The sequence below is a fragment of the Leifsonia shinshuensis genome (assembly GCF_014217625.1).
GTDB lineage: Bacteria > Actinomycetota > Actinomycetes > Actinomycetales > Microbacteriaceae > Leifsonia > Leifsonia shinshuensis_A.
Genome location: NZ_CP043641.1, coordinates 76,068 through 93,260, shown reverse-complemented (window position 1 = coordinate 93,260; position 17,193 = coordinate 76,068). Strand labels below are relative to the sequence as shown.

Annotated in this window: 24 protein-coding genes; 17 read left to right on the top strand and 7 right to left on the bottom strand. The window is 72.5% G+C overall.

Annotated elements, in window-relative coordinates; genetic code table 11:
* The first annotated feature begins 89 nt into the window (after positions 1 to 89).
* From F1C12_RS00500 to F1C12_RS00490, 3 genes are all read left to right on the top strand, one after another.
* The gene (locus tag F1C12_RS00500; RefSeq protein WP_185276940.1) at positions 90 to 335 is read left to right on the top strand and encodes a hypothetical protein; all 246 of its coding nucleotides are present in this window, start codon (positions 90 to 92) and stop codon (positions 333 to 335) included.
* A 90-nt stretch (positions 336 to 425) separates the two neighbouring features.
* Positions 426 to 1,841 carry an MFS transporter gene (locus F1C12_RS00495; protein ID WP_185276939.1) on the top strand — a complete coding sequence of 472 codons (1,416 nt, stop codon included), beginning with the start codon at positions 426 to 428 and terminating at the stop codon, positions 1,839 to 1,841.
* A 42-nt stretch (positions 1,842 to 1,883) separates the two neighbouring features.
* Positions 1,884 to 2,567, top strand: a complete 684-nt coding sequence (locus F1C12_RS00490) for an MgtC/SapB family protein (RefSeq protein WP_185276938.1) — start codon at positions 1,884 to 1,886, stop codon at positions 2,565 to 2,567.
* Here the strand turns inward: F1C12_RS00490 and F1C12_RS00485 are convergent.
* The gene (locus tag F1C12_RS00485; RefSeq protein ID WP_185276937.1) at positions 2,564 to 3,232 is read right to left on the bottom strand and encodes a helix-turn-helix transcriptional regulator; all 669 of its coding nucleotides are present in this window, start codon (positions 3,230 to 3,232) and stop codon (positions 2,564 to 2,566) included. The genes F1C12_RS00490 and F1C12_RS00485 overlap by 4 nt on opposite strands.
* Before the next feature lie 97 nt (positions 3,233 to 3,329).
* Between F1C12_RS00485 and folE the strand changes: the two genes are divergently transcribed.
* Together folE and tal are read left to right on the top strand one after the other, a co-directional pair.
* Positions 3,330 to 3,995 (top strand): GTP cyclohydrolase I, encoded by a 666-nt coding sequence (gene folE, locus F1C12_RS00480; RefSeq protein ID WP_185276936.1) that lies wholly within the window; start codon positions 3,330 to 3,332, stop codon positions 3,993 to 3,995.
* Positions 3,992 to 5,080: a transaldolase gene (tal, locus tag F1C12_RS00475; protein ID WP_185276935.1), complete on the top strand. Its 1,089-nt coding sequence runs from the start codon at positions 3,992 to 3,994 to the stop codon at positions 5,078 to 5,080. The genes folE and tal overlap by 4 nt, the downstream gene beginning before the upstream one ends.
* A gap of 66 nt (positions 5,081 to 5,146) precedes the next feature.
* Here the strand turns inward: tal and F1C12_RS00470 are convergent, their stop codons facing one another.
* Positions 5,147 to 5,413 carry a hypothetical protein gene (locus tag F1C12_RS00470; RefSeq protein WP_185276934.1) on the bottom strand — a complete coding sequence of 89 codons (267 nt, stop codon included), beginning with the start codon at positions 5,411 to 5,413 and terminating at the stop codon, positions 5,147 to 5,149.
* A 183-nt stretch (positions 5,414 to 5,596) separates the two neighbouring features.
* On the opposite strand from F1C12_RS00470, the gene F1C12_RS00465 reads away from it, so the two are divergent.
* Positions 5,597 to 6,088: a MarR family winged helix-turn-helix transcriptional regulator gene (locus F1C12_RS00465; protein WP_258046061.1), complete on the top strand. Its 492-nt coding sequence runs from the start codon at positions 5,597 to 5,599 to the stop codon at positions 6,086 to 6,088.
* A 28-nt stretch (positions 6,089 to 6,116) separates the two neighbouring features.
* Here F1C12_RS00465 and F1C12_RS00460 read toward each other — a convergent pair whose 3' ends face one another.
* Together F1C12_RS00460 and F1C12_RS00455 are read right to left on the bottom strand one after the other, a co-directional pair.
* On the bottom strand, positions 6,117 to 6,917 hold the full coding sequence (locus F1C12_RS00460; protein ID WP_185276933.1) for a flavin reductase family protein: 801 nt from the start codon (positions 6,915 to 6,917) through the stop codon (positions 6,117 to 6,119).
* Positions 6,904 to 7,968 (bottom strand): NAD(P)H-dependent flavin oxidoreductase, encoded by a 1,065-nt coding sequence (locus tag F1C12_RS00455; protein ID WP_185276932.1) that lies wholly within the window; start codon positions 7,966 to 7,968, stop codon positions 6,904 to 6,906. The genes F1C12_RS00460 and F1C12_RS00455 overlap by 14 nt, the downstream gene beginning before the upstream one ends.
* A gap of 172 nt (positions 7,969 to 8,140) precedes the next feature.
* Here F1C12_RS00455 and F1C12_RS00450 point away from each other — a divergent pair, with 172 nt between their 5' ends.
* Together F1C12_RS00450 and F1C12_RS00445 are read left to right on the top strand one after the other, a co-directional pair.
* Entirely contained in the window at positions 8,141 to 9,184 is a 1,044-nt protein-coding gene (locus F1C12_RS00450; protein ID WP_185276931.1) for an MIP/aquaporin family protein, read from the top strand.
* Between the two features lie 10 nt (positions 9,185 to 9,194).
* A complete protein-coding gene (locus tag F1C12_RS00445; RefSeq protein WP_185276930.1) occupies positions 9,195 to 9,869 on the top strand; it encodes an alpha/beta hydrolase family protein in 675 nt (224 codons plus the stop codon).
* Between the two features lie 9 nt (positions 9,870 to 9,878).
* Here F1C12_RS00445 and F1C12_RS00440 read toward each other — a convergent pair whose 3' ends face one another.
* A complete protein-coding gene (locus tag F1C12_RS00440) occupies positions 9,879 to 10,262 on the bottom strand; it encodes a hypothetical protein (RefSeq protein WP_185276929.1) in 384 nt (127 codons plus the stop codon).
* Positions 10,263 to 10,402: 140 nt separating this feature from the next.
* Here F1C12_RS00440 and F1C12_RS00435 point away from each other — a divergent pair, with 140 nt between their 5' ends.
* The 6 genes from F1C12_RS00435 to F1C12_RS00410 all read left to right on the top strand — a co-directional run bounded on the left by F1C12_RS00435 (position 10,403) and on the right by F1C12_RS00410 (position 13,732).
* Positions 10,403 to 10,732, top strand: coding sequence for a PadR family transcriptional regulator (locus tag F1C12_RS00435; RefSeq protein ID WP_185276928.1), 330 nt, complete (start codon positions 10,403 to 10,405; stop codon positions 10,730 to 10,732).
* Position 10,733: 1 nt separating this feature from the next.
* Positions 10,734 to 11,108: a DUF1048 domain-containing protein gene (locus F1C12_RS00430; RefSeq protein ID WP_185276927.1), complete on the top strand. Its 375-nt coding sequence runs from the start codon at positions 10,734 to 10,736 to the stop codon at positions 11,106 to 11,108.
* On the top strand, positions 11,105 to 11,938 hold the full coding sequence (locus F1C12_RS00425) for an ABC transporter ATP-binding protein (RefSeq protein ID WP_185276926.1): 834 nt from the start codon (positions 11,105 to 11,107) through the stop codon (positions 11,936 to 11,938). Before F1C12_RS00430 ends, F1C12_RS00425 begins: the two co-directional genes overlap by 4 nt.
* Positions 11,938 to 12,714, top strand: coding sequence for an ABC transporter permease (locus F1C12_RS00420; RefSeq protein WP_185276925.1), 777 nt, complete (start codon positions 11,938 to 11,940; stop codon positions 12,712 to 12,714). The genes F1C12_RS00425 and F1C12_RS00420 overlap by 1 nt, the downstream gene beginning before the upstream one ends.
* 109 nt (positions 12,715 to 12,823) lie before the next feature.
* Complete coding sequence (locus F1C12_RS00415; protein ID WP_219732670.1) at positions 12,824 to 13,225, top strand: hypothetical protein; 402 nt, start codon at positions 12,824 to 12,826, stop codon at positions 13,223 to 13,225.
* 42 nt (positions 13,226 to 13,267) lie between these two features.
* Positions 13,268 to 13,732, top strand: coding sequence for a GNAT family N-acetyltransferase (locus tag F1C12_RS00410; protein ID WP_185276924.1), 465 nt, complete (start codon positions 13,268 to 13,270; stop codon positions 13,730 to 13,732).
* 18 nt (positions 13,733 to 13,750) lie between these two features.
* Here the strand turns inward: F1C12_RS00410 and F1C12_RS00405 are convergent, their stop codons facing one another.
* Positions 13,751 to 14,314: a GNAT family N-acetyltransferase gene (locus tag F1C12_RS00405; RefSeq protein WP_185276923.1), complete on the bottom strand. Its 564-nt coding sequence runs from the start codon at positions 14,312 to 14,314 to the stop codon at positions 13,751 to 13,753.
* Positions 14,315 to 14,395: 81 nt separating this feature from the next.
* Between F1C12_RS00405 and F1C12_RS00400 the strand changes: the two genes are divergently transcribed.
* From F1C12_RS00400 to F1C12_RS00390, 3 genes are all read left to right on the top strand, one after another.
* A complete protein-coding gene (locus tag F1C12_RS00400; protein WP_185276922.1) occupies positions 14,396 to 14,938 on the top strand; it encodes a DapH/DapD/GlmU-related protein in 543 nt (180 codons plus the stop codon).
* Positions 14,939 to 14,982: 44 nt separating this feature from the next.
* On the top strand, positions 14,983 to 15,588 hold the full coding sequence (locus tag F1C12_RS00395; protein WP_185276921.1) for a hypothetical protein: 606 nt from the start codon (positions 14,983 to 14,985) through the stop codon (positions 15,586 to 15,588).
* A 140-nt stretch (positions 15,589 to 15,728) separates the two neighbouring features.
* The gene (locus tag F1C12_RS00390; protein WP_185276920.1) at positions 15,729 to 16,532 is read left to right on the top strand and encodes a patatin-like phospholipase family protein; all 804 of its coding nucleotides are present in this window, start codon (positions 15,729 to 15,731) and stop codon (positions 16,530 to 16,532) included.
* A 51-nt stretch (positions 16,533 to 16,583) separates the two neighbouring features.
* On the opposite strand, the gene F1C12_RS00385 is transcribed toward F1C12_RS00390, so the two are convergent.
* Positions 16,584 to 17,186 (bottom strand): LON peptidase substrate-binding domain-containing protein, encoded by a 603-nt coding sequence (locus F1C12_RS00385; RefSeq protein WP_258046060.1) that lies wholly within the window; start codon positions 17,184 to 17,186, stop codon positions 16,584 to 16,586.
* Between the last annotated feature and the right edge of the window lie 7 nt (positions 17,187 to 17,193).

The window sequence follows — 17,193 nt, the reverse complement described above, 5'->3', positions numbered from 1 at the left end:
TCCTTCCCGGCGTGTCCCTCCGGTTCTCACTTTCGCCGTCCGCCCGCGCGCCGTCAAGATGTCCGCCCGGCGCGGCGTACCGTCTGGTCATGGACGCTCTCACGCGAACCATCAAAGCGGCACTTCTGTACGAGGACGGCCGCACCCTGGACAGTGTCGTGGTCGTGCCCCTGATCGGAGGCTGTCCACCGGGCGAGATCCGGGTCGCCACCCTCTTCGCCGGCGCGCTCGCCTACGACGTCTACGAGCTGGACGACGACGAGGAGTTCTCGTCGATGCCGGCGTACCCGTACCGCTCGACCATCCCGCTCACGACGGCCGACCTCGACGCCTGACGGCACGGGCGTCGCGACAACGGTGCGGCGGCGGGGGCGCCCCGCGGTCCGCGAACCGGACACCTTCCGCGCCCCGCGTAGTGTGGACGGGTGACCGACGCTCCGCCCGACAACGCCCGCACGGGCTGGGCGGTGGCCTCCCTCAGCCTCGGCACGCTGCTCAACCCGCTGAACTCCTCGATGATCGCCGTGGCGCTGGTGCCGCTGCAGCGCGACTTCCAGGTGAGCGTGACGACGGTCACCTGGGTGATCACGTCCTTCTACCTGGCCTCGGCCGCCGGCCAGCCGCTGATGGGGAGGTTCGCCGACCGGTTCGGCCCGCGGCGGCTGTTCCTGTTCGGGATGCTCGTGGTCGTGCTGGCCTGCGCCGCCACCCCCTTCTCCGGCTCGTTCGCCGCCGTCTGCGCCGGACGCGTCGCGCTCGCGGTCGGGACAGCGACGGCTTTCCCGTCCGCGATCGCGATGCTGCGGACCGTCTCGGCGCACACGCGCGTCGGCACGCCCCGGCTGCTCGGCCGCATCCAGATCGCGAACACGTCGGGCGCGGCGGTCGGCCCGGTGCTGGGCGGCGCGCTGGTGACGTTCCTCGGCTGGCAGTCGATCTTCTGGATCAACGTGCCGCTCGCCGTGCTCGCCTTCCTGGGCGTCCGGTTCTTCGCGCCGCGGGATGCGCCACGCGAGCGCGTGCCGCTGCGCCGGGTGGTCGCCGAGTCGGACGTGCCCGGCATCCTCCTCTTCATCGCGACGCTGACCGCGCTCCTGGTGTTCCTGCTGGACCTGCGCCCTGCGCCGCTGTGGTGGCTGCTGCCGCTGGTCCCGATCGCCGGTGCGCTGTTCGTCTGGCGGGAGCTGCGCACGGCGCACCCGTTCCTCGACCTCCGGCTGCTGGGCGCGAACCACCGGCTTCTGATGGTCTACCTGTGCTTCGCGGTGTTCAACACGGTGTACTACTCGGCGTTCTTCGGCCTCCCGCAGTACCTCCAGGAGCACGGCGGCTACTCGGCGGGCGTGACCGGGCTGCTGATGTTCCCGCTCGCGGCGGTGACGATCGCGATCACGCCGCTGGCCGCACGCGCGATCGAGGGCGTCGGACTGCGGCCGACGCTGCTCACGGGAGCGGCGGCGCTGATCGTCGGGGCGGTGCTGCTCGGCTTCGCCGCGGCGACGACGGCGCCGTGGGTGGTGCTGCTGATCACGGCGGCGCTCGGCATCCCGTACTGCGTGGTGAGCATCGGGATGAACCAGGCCCTCTACGCCGCCGCCCGCCCCCAGGACGCGGGCGTCGCGGCGGGCATCTTCCAGACCTCCCGCTACGTGGGCGCGATCGTGGCGACGACAGTGCTCGGGCTGCTGTTCAGCGCGGGGACGACGCCGGCGAGCTGGCTGGCGGCGGTCGCGGTGGCGAGTGCGCTGGCCGTGGTACACCTGTGCCTGCTGGTGTTCGTGCGGCGGAGGTCGCAGCCGGGAGGGGCGCCAGGGGGTGCCACGGAGGCCGCGCCCTCCTAGACTCCGGCGCATGAGCGGGCGGGTTCTGAACAGGAGCACGGCATGAGCGGCTGGGTGCCGTCCGGCGAGCTCCTGCCACAGCTGCTCCTGCTGCTGCTCGCGTTCGTGCTGTCGGCCGTCATCGGCGTCGAGCGGGAGCGGCAGTTCAAGAGCGCCGGACTGCGGACGCACATCCTCGTCGGGCTCGGGTCGGCGCTGTTCACGCTGGTGTCGGCCTTCGGCTTCACCGCGTTCGGCCTCCCCGCGACCGACCCGGGACGGATCGCGGCGCAGGTCGTGACCGGCATCGGCTTCGTCGGCGCCGGGGTGATCTTCGTGAACCGCGGCAACGTGGTCGGGCTCACCACCGCGGCCTCGATCTGGATGACCGCCGCCGTCGGCATGGCGTGCGGCGCCGGGCTCCCGCTGCTCGCGATCGCCGGGACGGCCCTCCACCTCCTCGCGCTCGGCTCGCTGCCGACCGCCGAGCGAATGATCCGGCAGCGCGGGGAGAGCCGGCTCGTCGTGCGCGTCGACCCCTCCGGCGCATCGCTCGGGGTCGTGCTCGACCGGCTGACCGGGGACGGGCTGCGCACGCGCGTGGACGACCTCCGCCGTCTCCCGGACCAGGACCTCGAGCTCGCGGTCCACATCCGGGGGTCGCAGAAGGAGGCCGACCGCCTGCTCACCGAGCTCGGCCGGATCGACGGGGTCGTGAGCGTGAAGGCCGGGCCGATGAAGGGTTAGCCTGCCGCCTGCTCGCCCGCCGCCGCCCCCACCCGCACGCAGCAGCCTCCTGCCAGCGGCTCCAGCCACGCCTCGCGTCCGTCGCTCGCCCCGGCGCTCAGCGCGGAAACGAAGACGGTGTTCGCGGAGCAGATCACGTCGGTGTGGCGGCTCGACAGCCGGTGGAACGGGCAATTGGCGAGCACGTAGCCGCCCGCGTCGTCGTCCACGGGGTCGTAGCCGAGCCCGTCGAGCGTCTCGGCCACCGGACGGGACGGATCGCTGCGCGCGGCGCCCTGCTCGGCGGCGACGGCCAGCAGGCACTCCCGGACGGGGAGGCCGGTGCTGTCCGAACGCTCCACCGCACCGGCGAGCAACTCGCCGGCGAGGTCGTAGCGCCGCGGCGGGACGGCGGCGACCAGCTCGTCGTGGGCGAGCGAGTAGAACTTCGCGGGGCGGCCGGAGCCGGGTCCGCGCTTCTCGCCGCGGTGCCGGAACTCGGTGACGAGCACGCCGGCATCCACGAGCTTCTCCAGCTGGAACGCGGCCGTCGCGCGCGTCAGCCCGGCGCGCTCGGCCAGCTCGTCGCGGCCGAGCGGGCCTCCCTCCGCGGTCAGGATGCGGACCAGTTCGCGGCGCGCGGGTTCGGCGAGCGCCGCCACCGCCGCCACGTCGTCGTCGGTCATGCGGTCATCCTAACTCTAAAAATGCGATTCTTGACAAAAGAAATCCCGCGGACGTAGTCTCGGCGCAGGACGAACGCCCGCAGACCCGGGAGGCACGATGACGCTGACCACAGAATCCCACGACGACGAGGCAGTGCTCCACCCGGTCGCCGAACCCCTCCCGGGCCCGTGGCCCGCCACCGTCGACCGGCCGCGAGCGGAGGCCGCGGTCGCCGAGCTCCTGCACGCCCTCGGTCGCGACACCGCCGACCCGCAGCTGGCCGACACCCCCCGCCGCGTCGCCGCGGCCTTCGCTGAGCTGCTGGACTCCCCCGCGCTGCGGCCGACCACGTTCCCCAACGACGAGGGCTACGACGACCTCGTGCTGGTGCGCGACATCCCGTTCACCTCGCTCTGCGCGCACCACCTGCTACCGTTCCGCGGCGTCGCACATGTCGGCTACCTGCCGGGCGGCCGGCTGCTGGGACTCTCCAAGCTGGCGCGCGCCGTCGAGCACTTCTCCCGCGACCTCCAACTGCAGGAGCGGCTGACCGCGCAGATCGCCGACTACCTGGACGACGAGCTGGAGCCGCGCGGCGTCGGCGTCGTCCTGGAGGCCGAGCACCTGTGCATGGCGGTCCGCGGCGTCCGCGCGCCGGGGGCGACGACCCGCACCTCCCGCTTCACCGGCGAGCTCGCCGGGATCGCGCAGCGGCGATTCCTGGAAGGAAGCGCGGACGGCTGGAGCGGCCAGGGCTGGAGCGCCCGGAGGGCCGACGGATGACCGCGACCGGCGACCTCCGCCGGGCAGGGGTGAGCATCTGGCTGGACGACCTGTCGCGCGGCGACCTCGTCTCCGGAAGGCTCGCGGAGCTGATCCGCGACCGCGACGTGACCGGGGTCACGACCAACCCGACCATCTTCGCGAAGGCGGTCGAGGACGACCCGGACGCGTACGCGAGCCGGCTCGCCGAGCTGCGGGCGTCCGGCGCCGCGCCGCGGGAGGCCGCGCTCGCGCTGGTCGCGGCGGACGTGCGCGAGGCCTGCGACGTCCTCCGCCCGGTGTTCGACGCCGCCGGCGGCGCGGACGGGTTCGTGTCGATCGAGGTGACGCCCGACGCTGCGCACGACACGGCGGCGACGCTCGCCGAGGTCCGGGAGCTGCGCGGGCTCGTGGACCGGCCGAACGTTCTGGTCAAGATCCCCTCCACCGACGCGGGCGTGCGCGCGCTGGAGGAGGCGACGGCCGAGGGCGCGTCCATCAACATGACGCTGCTGTTCGGGCTCGAGCGCTACGGCCAGGTGATGGCCGCCTACCGCGCCGGGCTCGCGAGGGCCGCCGCGGGCGGGATCCCCCTGGACGGCATCCACTCGGTCGCGTCGTTCTTCGTCTCGCGGGTGGACGTAGCGGTCGACGAACGGCTGGCCGCGATCGGCGGCCCCGTCGCGGACGGGCTCCGCGGCCTCGCCGCCGTCGCCAACGCGCGCCTGGCCTACGCCGCGTTCGAGGAGTCGCTGATGCTGCCCGAGTGGCAGGCGCTCGCGGCCGCGGGCGCCCACCCGCAGCGCCCGCTCTGGGCCTCCACCGGCGTGAAGGACCCGGCGATGCGGGACACCCGCTACCTCGAGGAACTGGTGGCCCCGGAGGTCGTCGACACCATCCCGGCGAAGACCTTGGAGGCGCTGTACGACCACGGGGCGGTGCGTCCGGACACGGTCCGCGGCGCCTACGCGGAGTCGCGGGCGGTGCTGGACGACCTCGAGCGCGCCGGCGTGCGGCTCGCGGACGTCACCGCCGAGCTCGAACGGGCGGGGATCGACGCCTTCGGCGCGTCCTGGGCGCGGCTCGTCGCGGCGGTCGTGGGCTGAGCCCGGCGCGCGCGTAAGAGTGACGGAGCGCCCTGTGGAAGGTGGCAGGGCGCCCCGTCGGGAGGGCTAGCCCTCCTCGTCGGGTGCAGCGGCCTGCTCGGCCTCCTCGTGCTGCGCCTTCGGGTAGTTCCCACTCCGCTGGTGGGTGCTGCGCACGAGGGGCGGCCTGCCCTCGCGCTCGGAGCCCACGTAGGCTCCGACGACCTCGGTGTCGGGGCCGAGGTGCCCCTCACCTTCGGTGTACTGACCGTGGACGACGCGCTCTTCGGCCGTCTCGGGCTCGGCCTGCGTGTACCGGCCCTCGACCACGTCGCGCTCCCGTGCTTCGACCATGACGATCGCCTCCTTGATTGCGACAGCGCAATTGTCCCGCGTTCCCGGCCCGTGCGGAAGGGGGCCGACAGCACTCGAAGCGTGCTCGCACGTAGCACTCAGGACACCCGGCGGAACACGCCGCGTGACGCCACGAGCACGAGATGGATGCACGAATGTATCCGCACACGGTAAAACTGAGGGGTGGACCAGGAAAAAATCGCCGACGAGGTCGACGCAGCCCTCGAGGCGGCCGACGTGATGATGCGGGTCGCCGCCCGTTCGGTGTCCGAAGTGGAGGACATCGTCACGTCACCGCAGCTCCGGGTGCTCGTGATGGTCGCCACCCGCGGCCCCCAGACCCTCGGAGGCGTGGCCGCCGAACTCGGCGTGCACGCGTCCAACGCCACCCGCACCTGCGAGAAGCTCGTGCGGCTGGGGCTGGTCGCGCGCACGGAGGACCCCGACGACCGCCGCTTCGTCCGCGTGACCCTCACGCCGGAGGGGTCGGCGCTCGTCCAGCGCGTCATCGGCCACCGCCGGGCGGCCCTCGCCGAGGTGCTCGCCGAGATGGAGCCCGGCGAGCGGAACACGGCTGTGGCGTCGTTCCGGGCGTTCGCGACCGCGGCGGGCGACCTCCCGAGCGCCGACGGCCGGTTCACCCTGCTGCTGCCGGGGGCTGCTGCGGGGATGTGACGCGCGGGGAGCCCGCAGAGGCTTCAGCTCAGGCGGGCGGGTCCGCCTGGCAGCGCTGACACGGCCCGTCGCCCTCCCGCATCGCCCCGCACTCGGGGCAGACGGAGGCGAGCCAGCAGGCGGAGTCGCCGCCGGCCTCCTCCAGCTCCCAGGCCACCAGGTCGAAGGTGGAGGCGGGTTCGCGGTCCGCGTCCACCCGGGTCGCGTCCACCCTCTCCGGCACCGCTCCCCCGCGCGCTCCCAGCGGCTCCCCGATCCCGAAGTAGTGCCGGAAGCTGTAGACGATCGGCTGCCACGCCAGCGGGTCGATGTGGTCGCCGTCCGCGACGATCCGGCGGTCGGCGTGCACGCGCACGACCTCCGCCTCGGCGATCGCGTACTCCCCGGTGACGCCGGGCGTGATGCGGCGCACCTCCGCCTCCAGCTGCAGCAGGCACTCCGCCACGCGCGGCGGCGCGACCAGGTCGGAGGCCTGCGGCGTGAGCCCGGCGGCGGCGAACTTGTCGGCGTGGTGCGTGTACCGCCCGGCCTTCGCGGCAGGGATGTCCGCGCGGCCGGTGAGGTCGGCGATGCGCTCCACCGCGGGCCAGAGCGGCGGCGACGGGAAGCTGACGGTCAGCTGCGGACGCTCCTGGAGGTTCGCGAGGGTCTGCCCGTCGCTCTCCAGCCCGAGCGCGAGCATCTGCCCGAGCGCCCAGTACGACGACGCCGGCGCCAGGTTCGGCGTGCCGTCCCCGTTCAGCGAGGAGAGCAGGATGACCGGAGTGCCGGCATAGAGGATGGGTGGGCGCACGACGCGGTGCGTGCGGGCGGGCTCAGCGGGCGCCATCCGCCACCCCCGCGGCGAGCTCGGCGAACACGTCGGCGGCGTCCTCGAACCGGGAGAGCCCGGCGCTCTGCCCCATCCACAGCGACAGCAGCTCGGGCTGCTCGGCGGCCGACGCGGCGCGCCGGAACACGCCGGTGAGGATGTTCTGCAGCGGGAAGCCCGCCGCAGCCCCGCTGCGCTCGATCGCCCGGACGGCGTGGTTCGGGAGGCCGCGCGCGACCCGTCCGCTCATCGCCCGGGTGAGTACGGTGTCGGCGGCGAGCGCTGCACGGATCCGCTGCCGGTGGACCGCGGGGGCCGCGGACTGCGCCGTGGCGAGGAAGGCCGTGCCGACCTGCACACCCGACGCGCCCAGTGCGAACGCCGCGGCGACCCCGCGTCGGTCGGCGATGCCGCCGGCCGCGATGACCGGCACGCTCACCGCGTCGGCCACCTGCGGGATCAGCGAGATCCCGCCGACGAGGCTCCGCTCGGGCTCCAGCAGGAAGGACGGCCGGTGCCCGGCCGCCTCCGCGCCGGACGCGACGATGGCGTCGACGCCGCCGGCCTCCAGCGCGCGGGCCTCCGCACCGGTGGTCGCCGCGCCGATCACGCGGATGCCGCGCGCGTGCGCCTCCTCGACCACGTCGGGCGCCGGCACGCCGAACACGAAGCTCAGGGCGGCGGGGCGCGCGTCGAGCGCGGCCTCCAGCTGCTCCTCGAAGTCGGGGAGAGGCGCGACCGGCCACTCCGGAGGCCGCACGCCGGCCTGCGCGAACAGCTCGGCCATCCCGGCGACGGCGCGGTCGAACTCGGCGCGGTCGAAGTCCGCCGCGTCGCGCTCGCCCGCCTCCCGGTGCGGCAGCCACAGGTTCAGGGCGATGGGACGGGCCGTGGCCTCCCGCAGCTCGGCGGCGACCGAGCGGATGCGCGCGCCGTCGTAGCCGTACAGGCCGTACGAGCCGAGGCCTCCCGCCTCGCTCACCGCCGCGGTCAGCGCGACCGACGACAGCCCGCCGAACGGGCCGAGGACGACGGGCACGTCGACGCCCAGCATGCTCCTCAGACTCATCCGCAGGACTCCCCCTCACGAAATTTGCGACGCCGCACAGAATATGATTGCGCAATCGCAATCACTGGCGTAACACTGATTATATCGGCGCACGATCCCGCTCCGTGAGACAGCGACGCGCCGGGACGCGCGAGCGCGCGCCCGTACCGATTTCCCGTGCGGAGGTGCGGAAATGAGCGATGACACGATCCCCGTCCTGGTACGCGGATGGGGCCTCAAACGACGCGGAGGACTGTGGGGCGAATGCCTCGCCGAGTTCCTCGGGACGTTCGTCCTGATCGCGTTCGGCGACGGAGTGGTGGCCATGGCGGTCGCCGCCCTCCCCGGGTCGGGGCGCACCGAGGGCCCGACGACCTTCTTCCTCGGCACCGGCGACTGGCTGCTCATCACCTGGGGCTGGGCGATGGCCGTCGTGTTCGGCGTCTACGTCGCGGGCGGCGTGAGCGGCGCGCACCTGAACCCGGCGGTGACGCTGGCCTTCGCGGTGCGTCGCGGCTTCGCCTGGGTGAAGGTGCTCCCGTACATGCTGTCGCAGCTGCTCGGCGCGTTCGTCGGCGCGGCGCTCGTGCTCGGGGTCTACGCGGCGGCGATCGGCGCGTTCGACGCGGCGAGCAAGGGACCGAAGACGAACGGCCACACGCTGGCGTCCTTCTCGATCTTCGCGACCTTCCCCGCCCCGTACTACAACGGCAACATGTGGGGCCCGCTGTTCGACCAGGTGGTCGGGACGATGTTCCTGGTGCTGCTCATCGTCGCCGTGATCGACCTCCGCAACACCGCGGTCCAATCGAATCTCGGCCCGCTGATCGTCGGCTTCGCGGTCGCGGCGATCGGCATGTCCTACGGCGCGAACGCGGGCTACGCCATCAACCCGGCCCGTGACCTCGGGCCGCGCCTCCTCGCCTGGATCGCCGGGTGGGGGGACCTCGCTGTGCCGGGCAACGGCGCCTGGTTCAGCGGGTACATGTGGGTGCCGATCCTCGGTCCGCTGATCGGCGGTGTGATCGGCGTGCTCGTCTACGACCTGTTCGTCGGGGACGTGCTGCACGCACGGTTGCTAAAGGGCGGCGGCCCGGGTCGCGTGCCCGACGCCGCCGTCGCGGAGGCCGCCGCGGAGGCCGCGGAGGCGGCAGCCGTGCGCCCGCCGGGGCCCGACACCCCGGAAGTGGACGGCGCCCGCGACGCGGGGATGCGCCGGGAGCGCGACACCCGCTAGCGTTCGAGGCGTGGATGTAGACGTTCCGACCGCCGCCGGGCCCGGCCGGCTGGTGGTCGCGCCCGCGGAGCGCCCGCGCGCCCTCCTCTGGCTCGGCCACGGCGCGGGCGGGGGCATCGGCGCCGCCGACCTGAGCCCGCTGGCGTCCGCGCTGCCCGCGCTCGGGGTGACCGTCGCGCTGTTCGAGCAGCCGTGGCGGGTCGCCGGGAAGAAGGTCGCCTCCCGGCCGCCGGCGCTCGACGCCGCATGGCTGGAGGCCGCGCCGGTCGTCGCGGAGCTGGCGGGCGGCCTCCCCGTCATCGTCGGTGGCCGCAGCGCGGGGGCGCGGGTCGCATGCCGCACGGCGGGAGCGACGGGAGCCGCTGCGGTCGTGTGCCTGGCGTTCCCGCTCCATCCGCCGGGACGGCCCGCGGTCACCCGTCTCGACGAGTTGCTGACTCCGACCGTCCCCGTGCTCGTGCTCCAGGGCGACCGCGACACGTTCGGCGGCGCCGAGCTGTTGCGCACCGAGGTGGCGGCCGCGCCGGGCGACCACGCGAATGTGCGGATCGTGCCCGTCGCGGGCGCCGACCACGGGATGAAGACGCTGAAGGTGTCGGCGCTCACGGCGCGCGACGTGCGCGAGCTGGTGGTGGCCACGACGAGCGCGTTCGTGGACGACGTGCTCAGCCCCAGTGCGCGCTAGCCTCCCCCGTCACTCGCCGAGCAAGGAGCGTGCGCGCGAAGCGTGACGGCTCAGCAGCGACCACTCCACGACCGCCGATGCCGTCTCCAGCCGGTAGATCGTGGTCGGCGAGGCCGCGAGCACCTCGCGCAGCGTGGCCTGCCGCGGCTCGTCGGCGGCGACGCCGAGCACTCGGACGGTGAGGTTCTCCATCCGCACCCGCCCCTCGGCCACGGTGCAGTCGGCGATCCGCCAGTCCGACGACAACCCCTGATGCCGCCCCGAGAGGACACGGAGCCCGGCGAGGAAGGTCCCTTCGGCCGCGCGCCGATCGTGTCCGCGAGCGGTCAGCCGGTTCGCCAGGGCCGCGCCGCCGAACCAGCCGATGGTGTCCGCGAAGAGGCTCCCGAGCATGCTGAGATGCTAGCCCGCCGCACCATCGTCGGCCCCGAAGAACACCCCGAAAAAAGTCGGTATTCAGTGTTGCTATCTACCGGTACTCGGCGTTACTATCTAGTGGTAGTCAACAGCACTGAGTAGTTGGAAGGGGTGTCATGGGCAAGCAGACGACCGAGATGCTCAAGGGCACGCTCGAGGGCATCGTCCTCGCCATCCTGTCGGGCCGGGCCGCGTACGGCTACGAGATCACCTCGTGGTTGCGCGACCAGGGCTTCGAAGACATCGCCGAGGGCACCGTCTACGCCCTGCTCGTCCGGGTGGAGCAGCGGGGCCTCGTGGATGTCGAGAAGGTCCCGTCGGAGAAGGGGCCGCCCCGCAAGGTGTACTCGCTCAACGCAGCGGGACGCGAATACCTGGACGAGTTCTGGAGGACGTGGAGCTTCCTCGCAGAGCGACTGGAACAGCTCCGAGACGGAGGAAACTGAAATGGCAGCCAAGTGGATCGAGCTGGTCACCGGATCGCTCGAGCAGAAGAAGCAGTACCGGCAGATCAAGGGCCGGCTGGACGCCCTCCCCGAGCCGTACAACGGCGTCGCGAAGGCGCTCAACCGCTACCTCATGTACAACGGCGGGATCGTCGACGGCGACACCATCCTCACGATGATGACCGACTTCGTCGAGCTCTGGGAGCGCGCGGCGGCCGACGGCACGCCGGTCCGCGAGATCGTCGGGGACGACCCGGTCGAGTTCGCCGAGGCCTTCGCCGCGGCCTACGTCGGCACCCGCTGGATCGACAAGGAGCGCGCCCGCCTCACCGAGGCGGTCGACGCGGCCGAACGCGAGCAGGAGAAGAAGTCATGAGCCCCACCACCACAGCCGGCCCCGCCATCCATGTGCGCGGCCTCCAGAAGTCCTACAAGGACCTGCACGTGCTGCGCGGCGTCGACTTCGACGTCCAGCCCGGCAGCATCTTCGCCCTCCTCGGCTCCAACGGCGCCGGCAAGACCACGGCGGTGAAGATCCTCTCCACCCTGCTGAAGGCCGACGACGGCACCGCCAGCGTCAACGGTTTCGATGTCGCCCGCAACCCGGACGATGTGCGCGACTCGATCAGCCTGACCGGCCAGTTCGCCGCGGTGGACGAGGTCCTGAGCGGCCGGGAGAACCTCATCCTGGTCGCCCGGCTCCGCCACCTGAAGAACCCGGCCGGGATCGCGGACGAGCTCCTGGCGCGCTTCGCCCTCACCGAGGCGGGAGGCCGCAAGGTCGGCACGTACTCGGGCGGCATGCGCCGCCGGCTCGACATCGCGATGAGCCTGATCGGCGAGCCGCCGGTGGTGTTCCTCGACGAGCCGACCACGGGCCTCGACCCGCAGGCCCGCATCGAGGTGTGGGAGACCGTCAAGCGCCTCGCCGGGCGCGGCACGACCGTGCTGCTCACCACGCAGTACCTGGACGAGGCCGAGCAGCTGGCCGACCGCATCGCGATACTCCACGAGGGCCGCATCATCGCCAACGGCACGCTCGCCGAACTCAAGCAGCTCCTCCCGCCGGCGCAGGTCGAGTACGTGGAGAAGCAGCCCAGCCTGGAGGACGTGTTCCTCGCCATCGTCGGACCGTCGGCCTCCGCCGGCGCCTCCGCTTCGCCTGAGTCCGCGGCCGCCGAAGCGCAGCCGTCGAAGGAGTCCTGATGTCCACCGCGAACTTCGTCGCAGACACCACCGTCCTCACCGGGCGGTCCATGAAGCACATCACGCGCAGCCTGGACACGATCATCACGGTCACCATCGTGCCGATCGCCCTCATGCTGCTGTTCGTGTTCGTCCTCGGCGGGGCCATCAACACCGGCCCCGACTCGGGTTCGTACGTGAACTACCTGCTCCCCGGGATCATGCTGATCACGATCGCGTCGGGCATCTCGTACACCTCGTACCGGCTCTTCATGGACCTCCAGGGCGGCATCTTCGAGCGCTTCCAGTCCATGCCGATCGCCCGGTCGAGCGTGCTCTGGGCGCACGTGCTCACCTCGCTGGTCGCCAACATGATCTCGGTCGTGCTGGTGGTGCTGGTGGCGCTGCTGATCGGCTTCCGCACCGGAGCGAGCGTGCTCGCCTGGCTGGGGGTCGCTGGCATCCTGGTGCTGTTCACGCTGGCGCTGACCTGGGTGGCCGTCATCGCCGGGCTCTCGGCGAAGAGCGTGGACGGCGCGGGAGCCTTCGCCTACCCGCTGATCTTCCTCCCGTTCATCAGCTCGGCGTTCGTCCCCACGAACACGATGCCGGCCCCGGTCGCCTGGTTCGCCGAGCACCAGCCGGTGACTCCGATCGTGGACACCATCCGGGCACTGTTCGCCGAGCAGCCGGTCACCGGGGACATCTGGATCGCCCTCGCCTGGTGCGTCGGCATCCTGGTGGTCGCCTACGGTTTCGCCACCGCGATCTACCGGCGGCGGATCAGCCGGGGGTGAGTCCTCCGCCCTCGCCCTCGGCGGCGCACACGGCCGCCGGCCCGATTCGGGTCGGCGGCCGTGGTGTGCGTGGCGGGGCCTCAGCCCGGCCGGTAGGCTCCGCGGGAGGGTGTCCTCCCGCGACGATTGCGAGCCGCCGATGCAGTACGTGCGCTTCCGCGCGACGACCGTCAACCGCCGCGGCATCCGGCCCGGCGTGTTCGCTCTCGTGAACGGTCTCGCGCGCGACGGCCGGCTCTCCCCCGTCGACCGGCGGTTCTGGCGGTCGGCGAACGACTGGTTCGCCGCGCGCGTGATCGATCCCGCCTCCGTGGATCCGGGCATCTTCATCGCGCACCCGCTCTCTGTGAGCTGGTTCGACGCCGGCGCGGAGGACCTGCTCGACCGCATCCCGGGCTACCTGCGGATCCTCGACCGGCACGGGATCGGGTGGGAGCGACGGGTCACCCGCGACCCGGGCGTTGTGGTGTACTCCGACCCGGACCAGGTGCTCGCGACGCCGCGGGAGTGATCGAGCCAGGCTGATCTGTCCCGCGCTCACTAGGGTGGCGGGATGGAGCACATCGAGGTCCGGCCCGCGCATCCGGACGAATGGGGGCAGGTCGGCGGACTCCGCTGGGACTCGCTCGTGGAGTTCGCCGGCGAGCCCGACGATCCCCGCGAGGAGTTCGCGGCGCGTTTCGCGTCGTGGGCGGCGGCGCACGGCGACCACGAGTGCTTCGTGGCGGTGCGCGGCGCGGAGGTCATCGGCATGACCTGGCTCGCCGTGATCCCCCGGGTGCCGAGCGCCCGCCGGTTCGAGCGCGCCTCCGGGGACGTGCAGTGCGCCTACGTCGTCCCCGGCGACCGTGACGGCGGCGTCGGCGGGAGACTCCTCGACGCGATCCTCGCGCGGGCGGCGACGCTCGAGCTGGAACGGGTGACCGTCCACTCCAGCCCGCGCGCGATCCCGTTCTACCGGCGTCACGGGTTCACCGCGGACGACGACCGGCTGCTCCACGCGGTCATCTCGCGCTGACGAGCACCGCAGCGCCGCTCAGACCTCCCGCCGCATCACCCACCGCACAGACCCGCCCGAGTGCGCGTCCGTCTCGCGCAGCCGCGCGAACCCGTGCTTCTCGAACAGCTCGACCGTGCCGACGTAGCCGCTGATCACGTCCACCCGCTCGCCGCGCGTCTCGACCGGGTAGCCCTCAACGAGCCCCGCGCCTGAAGCCCGCGCGTGCTCCACCGCCCCGTCGAGGAGGTCGTGCATCAGCCCGCGCTTGCGGTAGCCGCCGCGCACCACGAAGCAGACGATCGACCACGGGTCGAGCTCCTCGTCCAGGTGCGGGATGGTGCGGGAGTTCATCAGCCGCCGGTACGTGGACTTGGGCGCGACCGAGCACCAGCCGGCGACCTCCCCGTCTGCGTAGACCAGCACGCCGGGACCCGGCTCGGTGGAGCACTCGTGGTGCATGTAGTCGATGCGCTCGGACATCGGCAGGCGGGCGTCCCGGTACGACATGCACACGCAGCCGCCGGCGCCGGCCTTCCGCGGCACCATGAACGTGGCGAAATCGTCCCAGCGGCCGGTGGCCGGCAGCACCTCGATGGCCATGCCCGGGATGCTACCCGAGGGGTCCGACATCCCTGGCGTGTCCCGGTGCCCCGGCACCTCGAGCGGAGGGAGGATCGTGGGATGCCGAGCGACCTCCTGATGCGCATCCACTCCCCCGAATTCCAGGCCATGTCGGAGCGCGTCCTGCGGGCGACCGAGCTGACCTCCCGGCTCAACGTGCTGCCGTTCGACGACGAGGCGGGCAAGGCTGCGCTGTTCTCGGAGATCATGGGCCGGCCGCTGCCGGAGCGCACGACGATCTACCCGCCGTTCTTCACCGACCACGGCCTCAACCTGGAGCTGTCGGAGCGCGTCTTCATCAACCAGAACTGCACGTTCCTCGACTACGCCGGCATCCGCCTCGCTCCGCGCGTGATGGTCGCGCCGCGGGTCACCTTCATCACGGTCGGCCATCCCGTCGACGTCGAGGAGCGCCGCGTCTGGCTGACGGGCGGCCCGATCGACGTCGCCGAGAACGTGTGGATCGGGGCGGGGGCGACGATCCTCCCCGGCGTCAGCATCGGGCGGGACGCGGTCATCGCCGCGGGCGCGATCGTCGCGGATGACGTCCCGGCGGGTACGCTGGTGGCGGGGCCGAAAGGGACGGTGGTCCGGGAGTTCTGATCTCGCCTCCCCGCGGCCGCCGCGTCGGCGTATGGTGCGGCACCATGGACAGCATCCCTTCTTCGCCGGGCGGCGCGACCCGGCGCCCGCACCGCGCGGAACTGGCCGACTTCGCCGACCGCCTCCGCGGCCAGCTCGGCGGCCTCCCCGGCTTCGGCCGGTACCCCGGCACGATCGCCGCCCTCGACGCCGGCCACGCCGCACGCACCCTGGGCACGGGCGTCGACCTCACCCTGCCGTCGGCCGTCGCGACCGGCGACGTCCTCTTCGCCCCCGACCTGAACCCGGCGTTCTACTACTCGTGGGACGTGCACCCGACCCAGCGTCCGGACTGGTTCCGGATCTCGGTGCGTTTCACGCCGGCCGACTTCGGCATCACCGAGACGCGCTCGTACGACTTCGCCTGGGCGGTGGCGCCGTTCTTCCTCGACCTCGGAGCGGTGCTGACCGTGGAGGCGTCCGCGAACGCGGGAGTCGCGGCGCAGAGCTGGACGCTGGATGCGCCGCAGGCGCGGACGCTGCATGTGGGCGTGGGGCCGGTGGCGGCGGAGGAGACGGTGCATGTGGATCTGGTGCGCGGCAGCGCGAACGGGAGCTGGATCTGGTTGCACACGGTGATCGGGGATCCGCCGCTGACCACGGAACCGTAGGCACGGCTGGAAGGACACACGGCCCGGATCTCCTTCCCAACGGCCTTCGGAAGGACGGGCGCGCCGTGTCGTGCCCGGATCTCCTTCGGGCGCACCCACAGAGGGCTTTCACCTGACGACTGATACGGTCGCACATCGATATGACCGAGAACGACGTGAGCGATGACCGCACCCTGGGCCTCGTCCTGGGCGGCGGCGGCGCGTTCGGCGCTGCCCACGTGGGCGTTCTGCAGGTGCTCGCGGAGCGCGGCATCCGGCCGGGAATCATCACCGGCACGAGTTCCGGCGCCCTGGTCGGCGCAGCATATGCCGCGGGCTTCGAGTCGCCGGAGATCGAGCGCGCCGCGCATCGGTTCCGCTGGAGCGCGATCGCCCGGTGGTCGCTCACCCCGCGCTGGGGACTGCTCGACACGCATGCGGTCCGGCATTCCCTCCACCGCCACCTGGGCTCCGATCCGCTCATCGAGCACCTCCCGCGCCGGTTCGGCGCCGTCGCCACCGACCTGCGAACCCGCCAGGCCGTGACGATCGACGAAGGACCGCTGAGCGTCGCCCTGCGCTCGACGATCGCCGTGCCGGGACTCCTCCCTCCGGTCCGCCGCGACGGGAAGCTGCTGGCCGACGGCGGCATCGTCGACAACGTCCCGGTCCAGGCCGCTCTCGCTCTCGGCGCGACCCGCGTCATCGTGGTGCGCTTGCACGCGAAGTGGGAGAACGTTCGGATGATGCGGATGGTCACGCGCACCGCCGACCTCAAGCGGGACCCCTCCGTCGTGCTCATCCAGCCCGAGATGGGCGGGATGGCGCAGTGGGGGATGTCGGACGTGCCGCGCCTCATCGCCGAGGGGCGCCGAGTGGCGACCGCGGCACTGGATGAAGCCGTGGAGCTGGGTGGGGCCGCGTGGCCCGAGCCCGTCCGCGAAGGGATGCCCGACGCGGCCTGAACCCGGCGATTCCGGCGTGTGGCGCCGGCAGCCGAACGGCGGTCGGATGCCTCACTCGGCGGCCCAGAGCTCCTCCGCCTCGAGGGTCAGATCGATCGTCTGACGCAGGAGACCTCCCATCGATGTCGACCTCAGCAGGGTGTACCGGTCGTACTCGCCCAGCGGGGCGATCGCCGCCAGCTGCCACGCGGCTGCGACGGGATCCTCCGACAGCTCGACACCGGCGTCGGACTCCGGCTCCGCGACGCGCGCGATCACGCGGCGGACGACCGTTTCGGCCTCGGCCCGCAGGGGTATCAGCGCCTCGGACCACTCCAGCTCCGGCAGCATCGAGAGCTCGGCCCGGGGATACGGGTCCTCGTCAAGCCACTGCTCGACCGTGAACCGACGGGTGCCGACGCCGACGATGAGCAGGTCCTCGGCGCCCGCGGAAGCGCTCACGAGACGCGCCATCGTCCCGACCGAGGCGCGCTGGTCGCCACCCCCGGCTTCGGATCCGCGCTCGATGAGGACGACACCGAACTCGAAGCCCGGTTCGTCCTCGTCGAGCAGTCGTCCGACCATCGTGAGATACCGCGACTCGAACACCCGCAGCGGGACGGCCACGCACGGGAACAGCACCGATCCGAGCGGGAACATCGGCGAGGCGGCCATACTCCAG

What these genes read in the sequence shown, in the direction of transcription:
- F1C12_RS00500 (WP_185276940.1), top strand. Translation starts at nt 90, where the DNA reads ATGGACGCTCTCACGCGAACCATCAAAGCGGCACTTCTGTACGAGGAC.
- F1C12_RS00490 (WP_185276938.1), top strand. Translation starts at nt 1,884, where the DNA reads ATGAGCGGCTGGGTGCCGTCCGGCGAGCTCCTGCCACAGCTGCTCCTG.
- F1C12_RS00485 (WP_185276937.1), bottom strand. Translation starts at nt 3,232, where the DNA reads ATGACCGACGACGACGTGGCGGCGGTGGCGGCGCTCGCCGAACCCGCG.
- folE (WP_185276936.1), top strand. Translation starts at nt 3,330, where the DNA reads ATGACGCTGACCACAGAATCCCACGACGACGAGGCAGTGCTCCACCCG.
- tal (WP_185276935.1), top strand. Translation starts at nt 3,992, where the DNA reads ATGACCGCGACCGGCGACCTCCGCCGGGCAGGGGTGAGCATCTGGCTG.
- F1C12_RS00470 (WP_185276934.1), bottom strand. Translation starts at nt 5,413, where the DNA reads ATGGTCGAAGCACGGGAGCGCGACGTGGTCGAGGGCCGGTACACGCAG.
- F1C12_RS00460 (WP_185276933.1), bottom strand. Translation starts at nt 6,917, where the DNA reads ATGGCGCCCGCTGAGCCCGCCCGCACGCACCGCGTCGTGCGCCCACCC.
- F1C12_RS00455 (WP_185276932.1), bottom strand. Translation starts at nt 7,968, where the DNA reads ATGAGTCTGAGGAGCATGCTGGGCGTCGACGTGCCCGTCGTCCTCGGC.
- F1C12_RS00450 (WP_185276931.1), top strand. Translation starts at nt 8,141, where the DNA reads ATGAGCGATGACACGATCCCCGTCCTGGTACGCGGATGGGGCCTCAAA.
- F1C12_RS00440 (WP_185276929.1), bottom strand. Translation starts at nt 10,262, where the DNA reads ATGCTCGGGAGCCTCTTCGCGGACACCATCGGCTGGTTCGGCGGCGCG.
- F1C12_RS00435 (WP_185276928.1), top strand. Translation starts at nt 10,403, where the DNA reads ATGGGCAAGCAGACGACCGAGATGCTCAAGGGCACGCTCGAGGGCATC.
- F1C12_RS00430 (WP_185276927.1), top strand. Translation starts at nt 10,734, where the DNA reads ATGGCAGCCAAGTGGATCGAGCTGGTCACCGGATCGCTCGAGCAGAAG.
- F1C12_RS00425 (WP_185276926.1), top strand. Translation starts at nt 11,105, where the DNA reads ATGAGCCCCACCACCACAGCCGGCCCCGCCATCCATGTGCGCGGCCTC.
- F1C12_RS00420 (WP_185276925.1), top strand. Translation starts at nt 11,938, where the DNA reads ATGTCCACCGCGAACTTCGTCGCAGACACCACCGTCCTCACCGGGCGG.
- F1C12_RS00410 (WP_185276924.1), top strand. Translation starts at nt 13,268, where the DNA reads ATGGAGCACATCGAGGTCCGGCCCGCGCATCCGGACGAATGGGGGCAG.
- F1C12_RS00405 (WP_185276923.1), bottom strand. Translation starts at nt 14,314, where the DNA reads ATGGCCATCGAGGTGCTGCCGGCCACCGGCCGCTGGGACGATTTCGCC.
- F1C12_RS00400 (WP_185276922.1), top strand. Translation starts at nt 14,396, where the DNA reads ATGCCGAGCGACCTCCTGATGCGCATCCACTCCCCCGAATTCCAGGCC.
- F1C12_RS00395 (WP_185276921.1), top strand. Translation starts at nt 14,983, where the DNA reads ATGGACAGCATCCCTTCTTCGCCGGGCGGCGCGACCCGGCGCCCGCAC.
- F1C12_RS00390 (WP_185276920.1), top strand. Translation starts at nt 15,729, where the DNA reads ATGACCGAGAACGACGTGAGCGATGACCGCACCCTGGGCCTCGTCCTG.
- F1C12_RS00385 (WP_258046060.1), bottom strand. Translation starts at nt 17,186, where the DNA reads ATGGCCGCCTCGCCGATGTTCCCGCTCGGATCGGTGCTGTTCCCGTGC.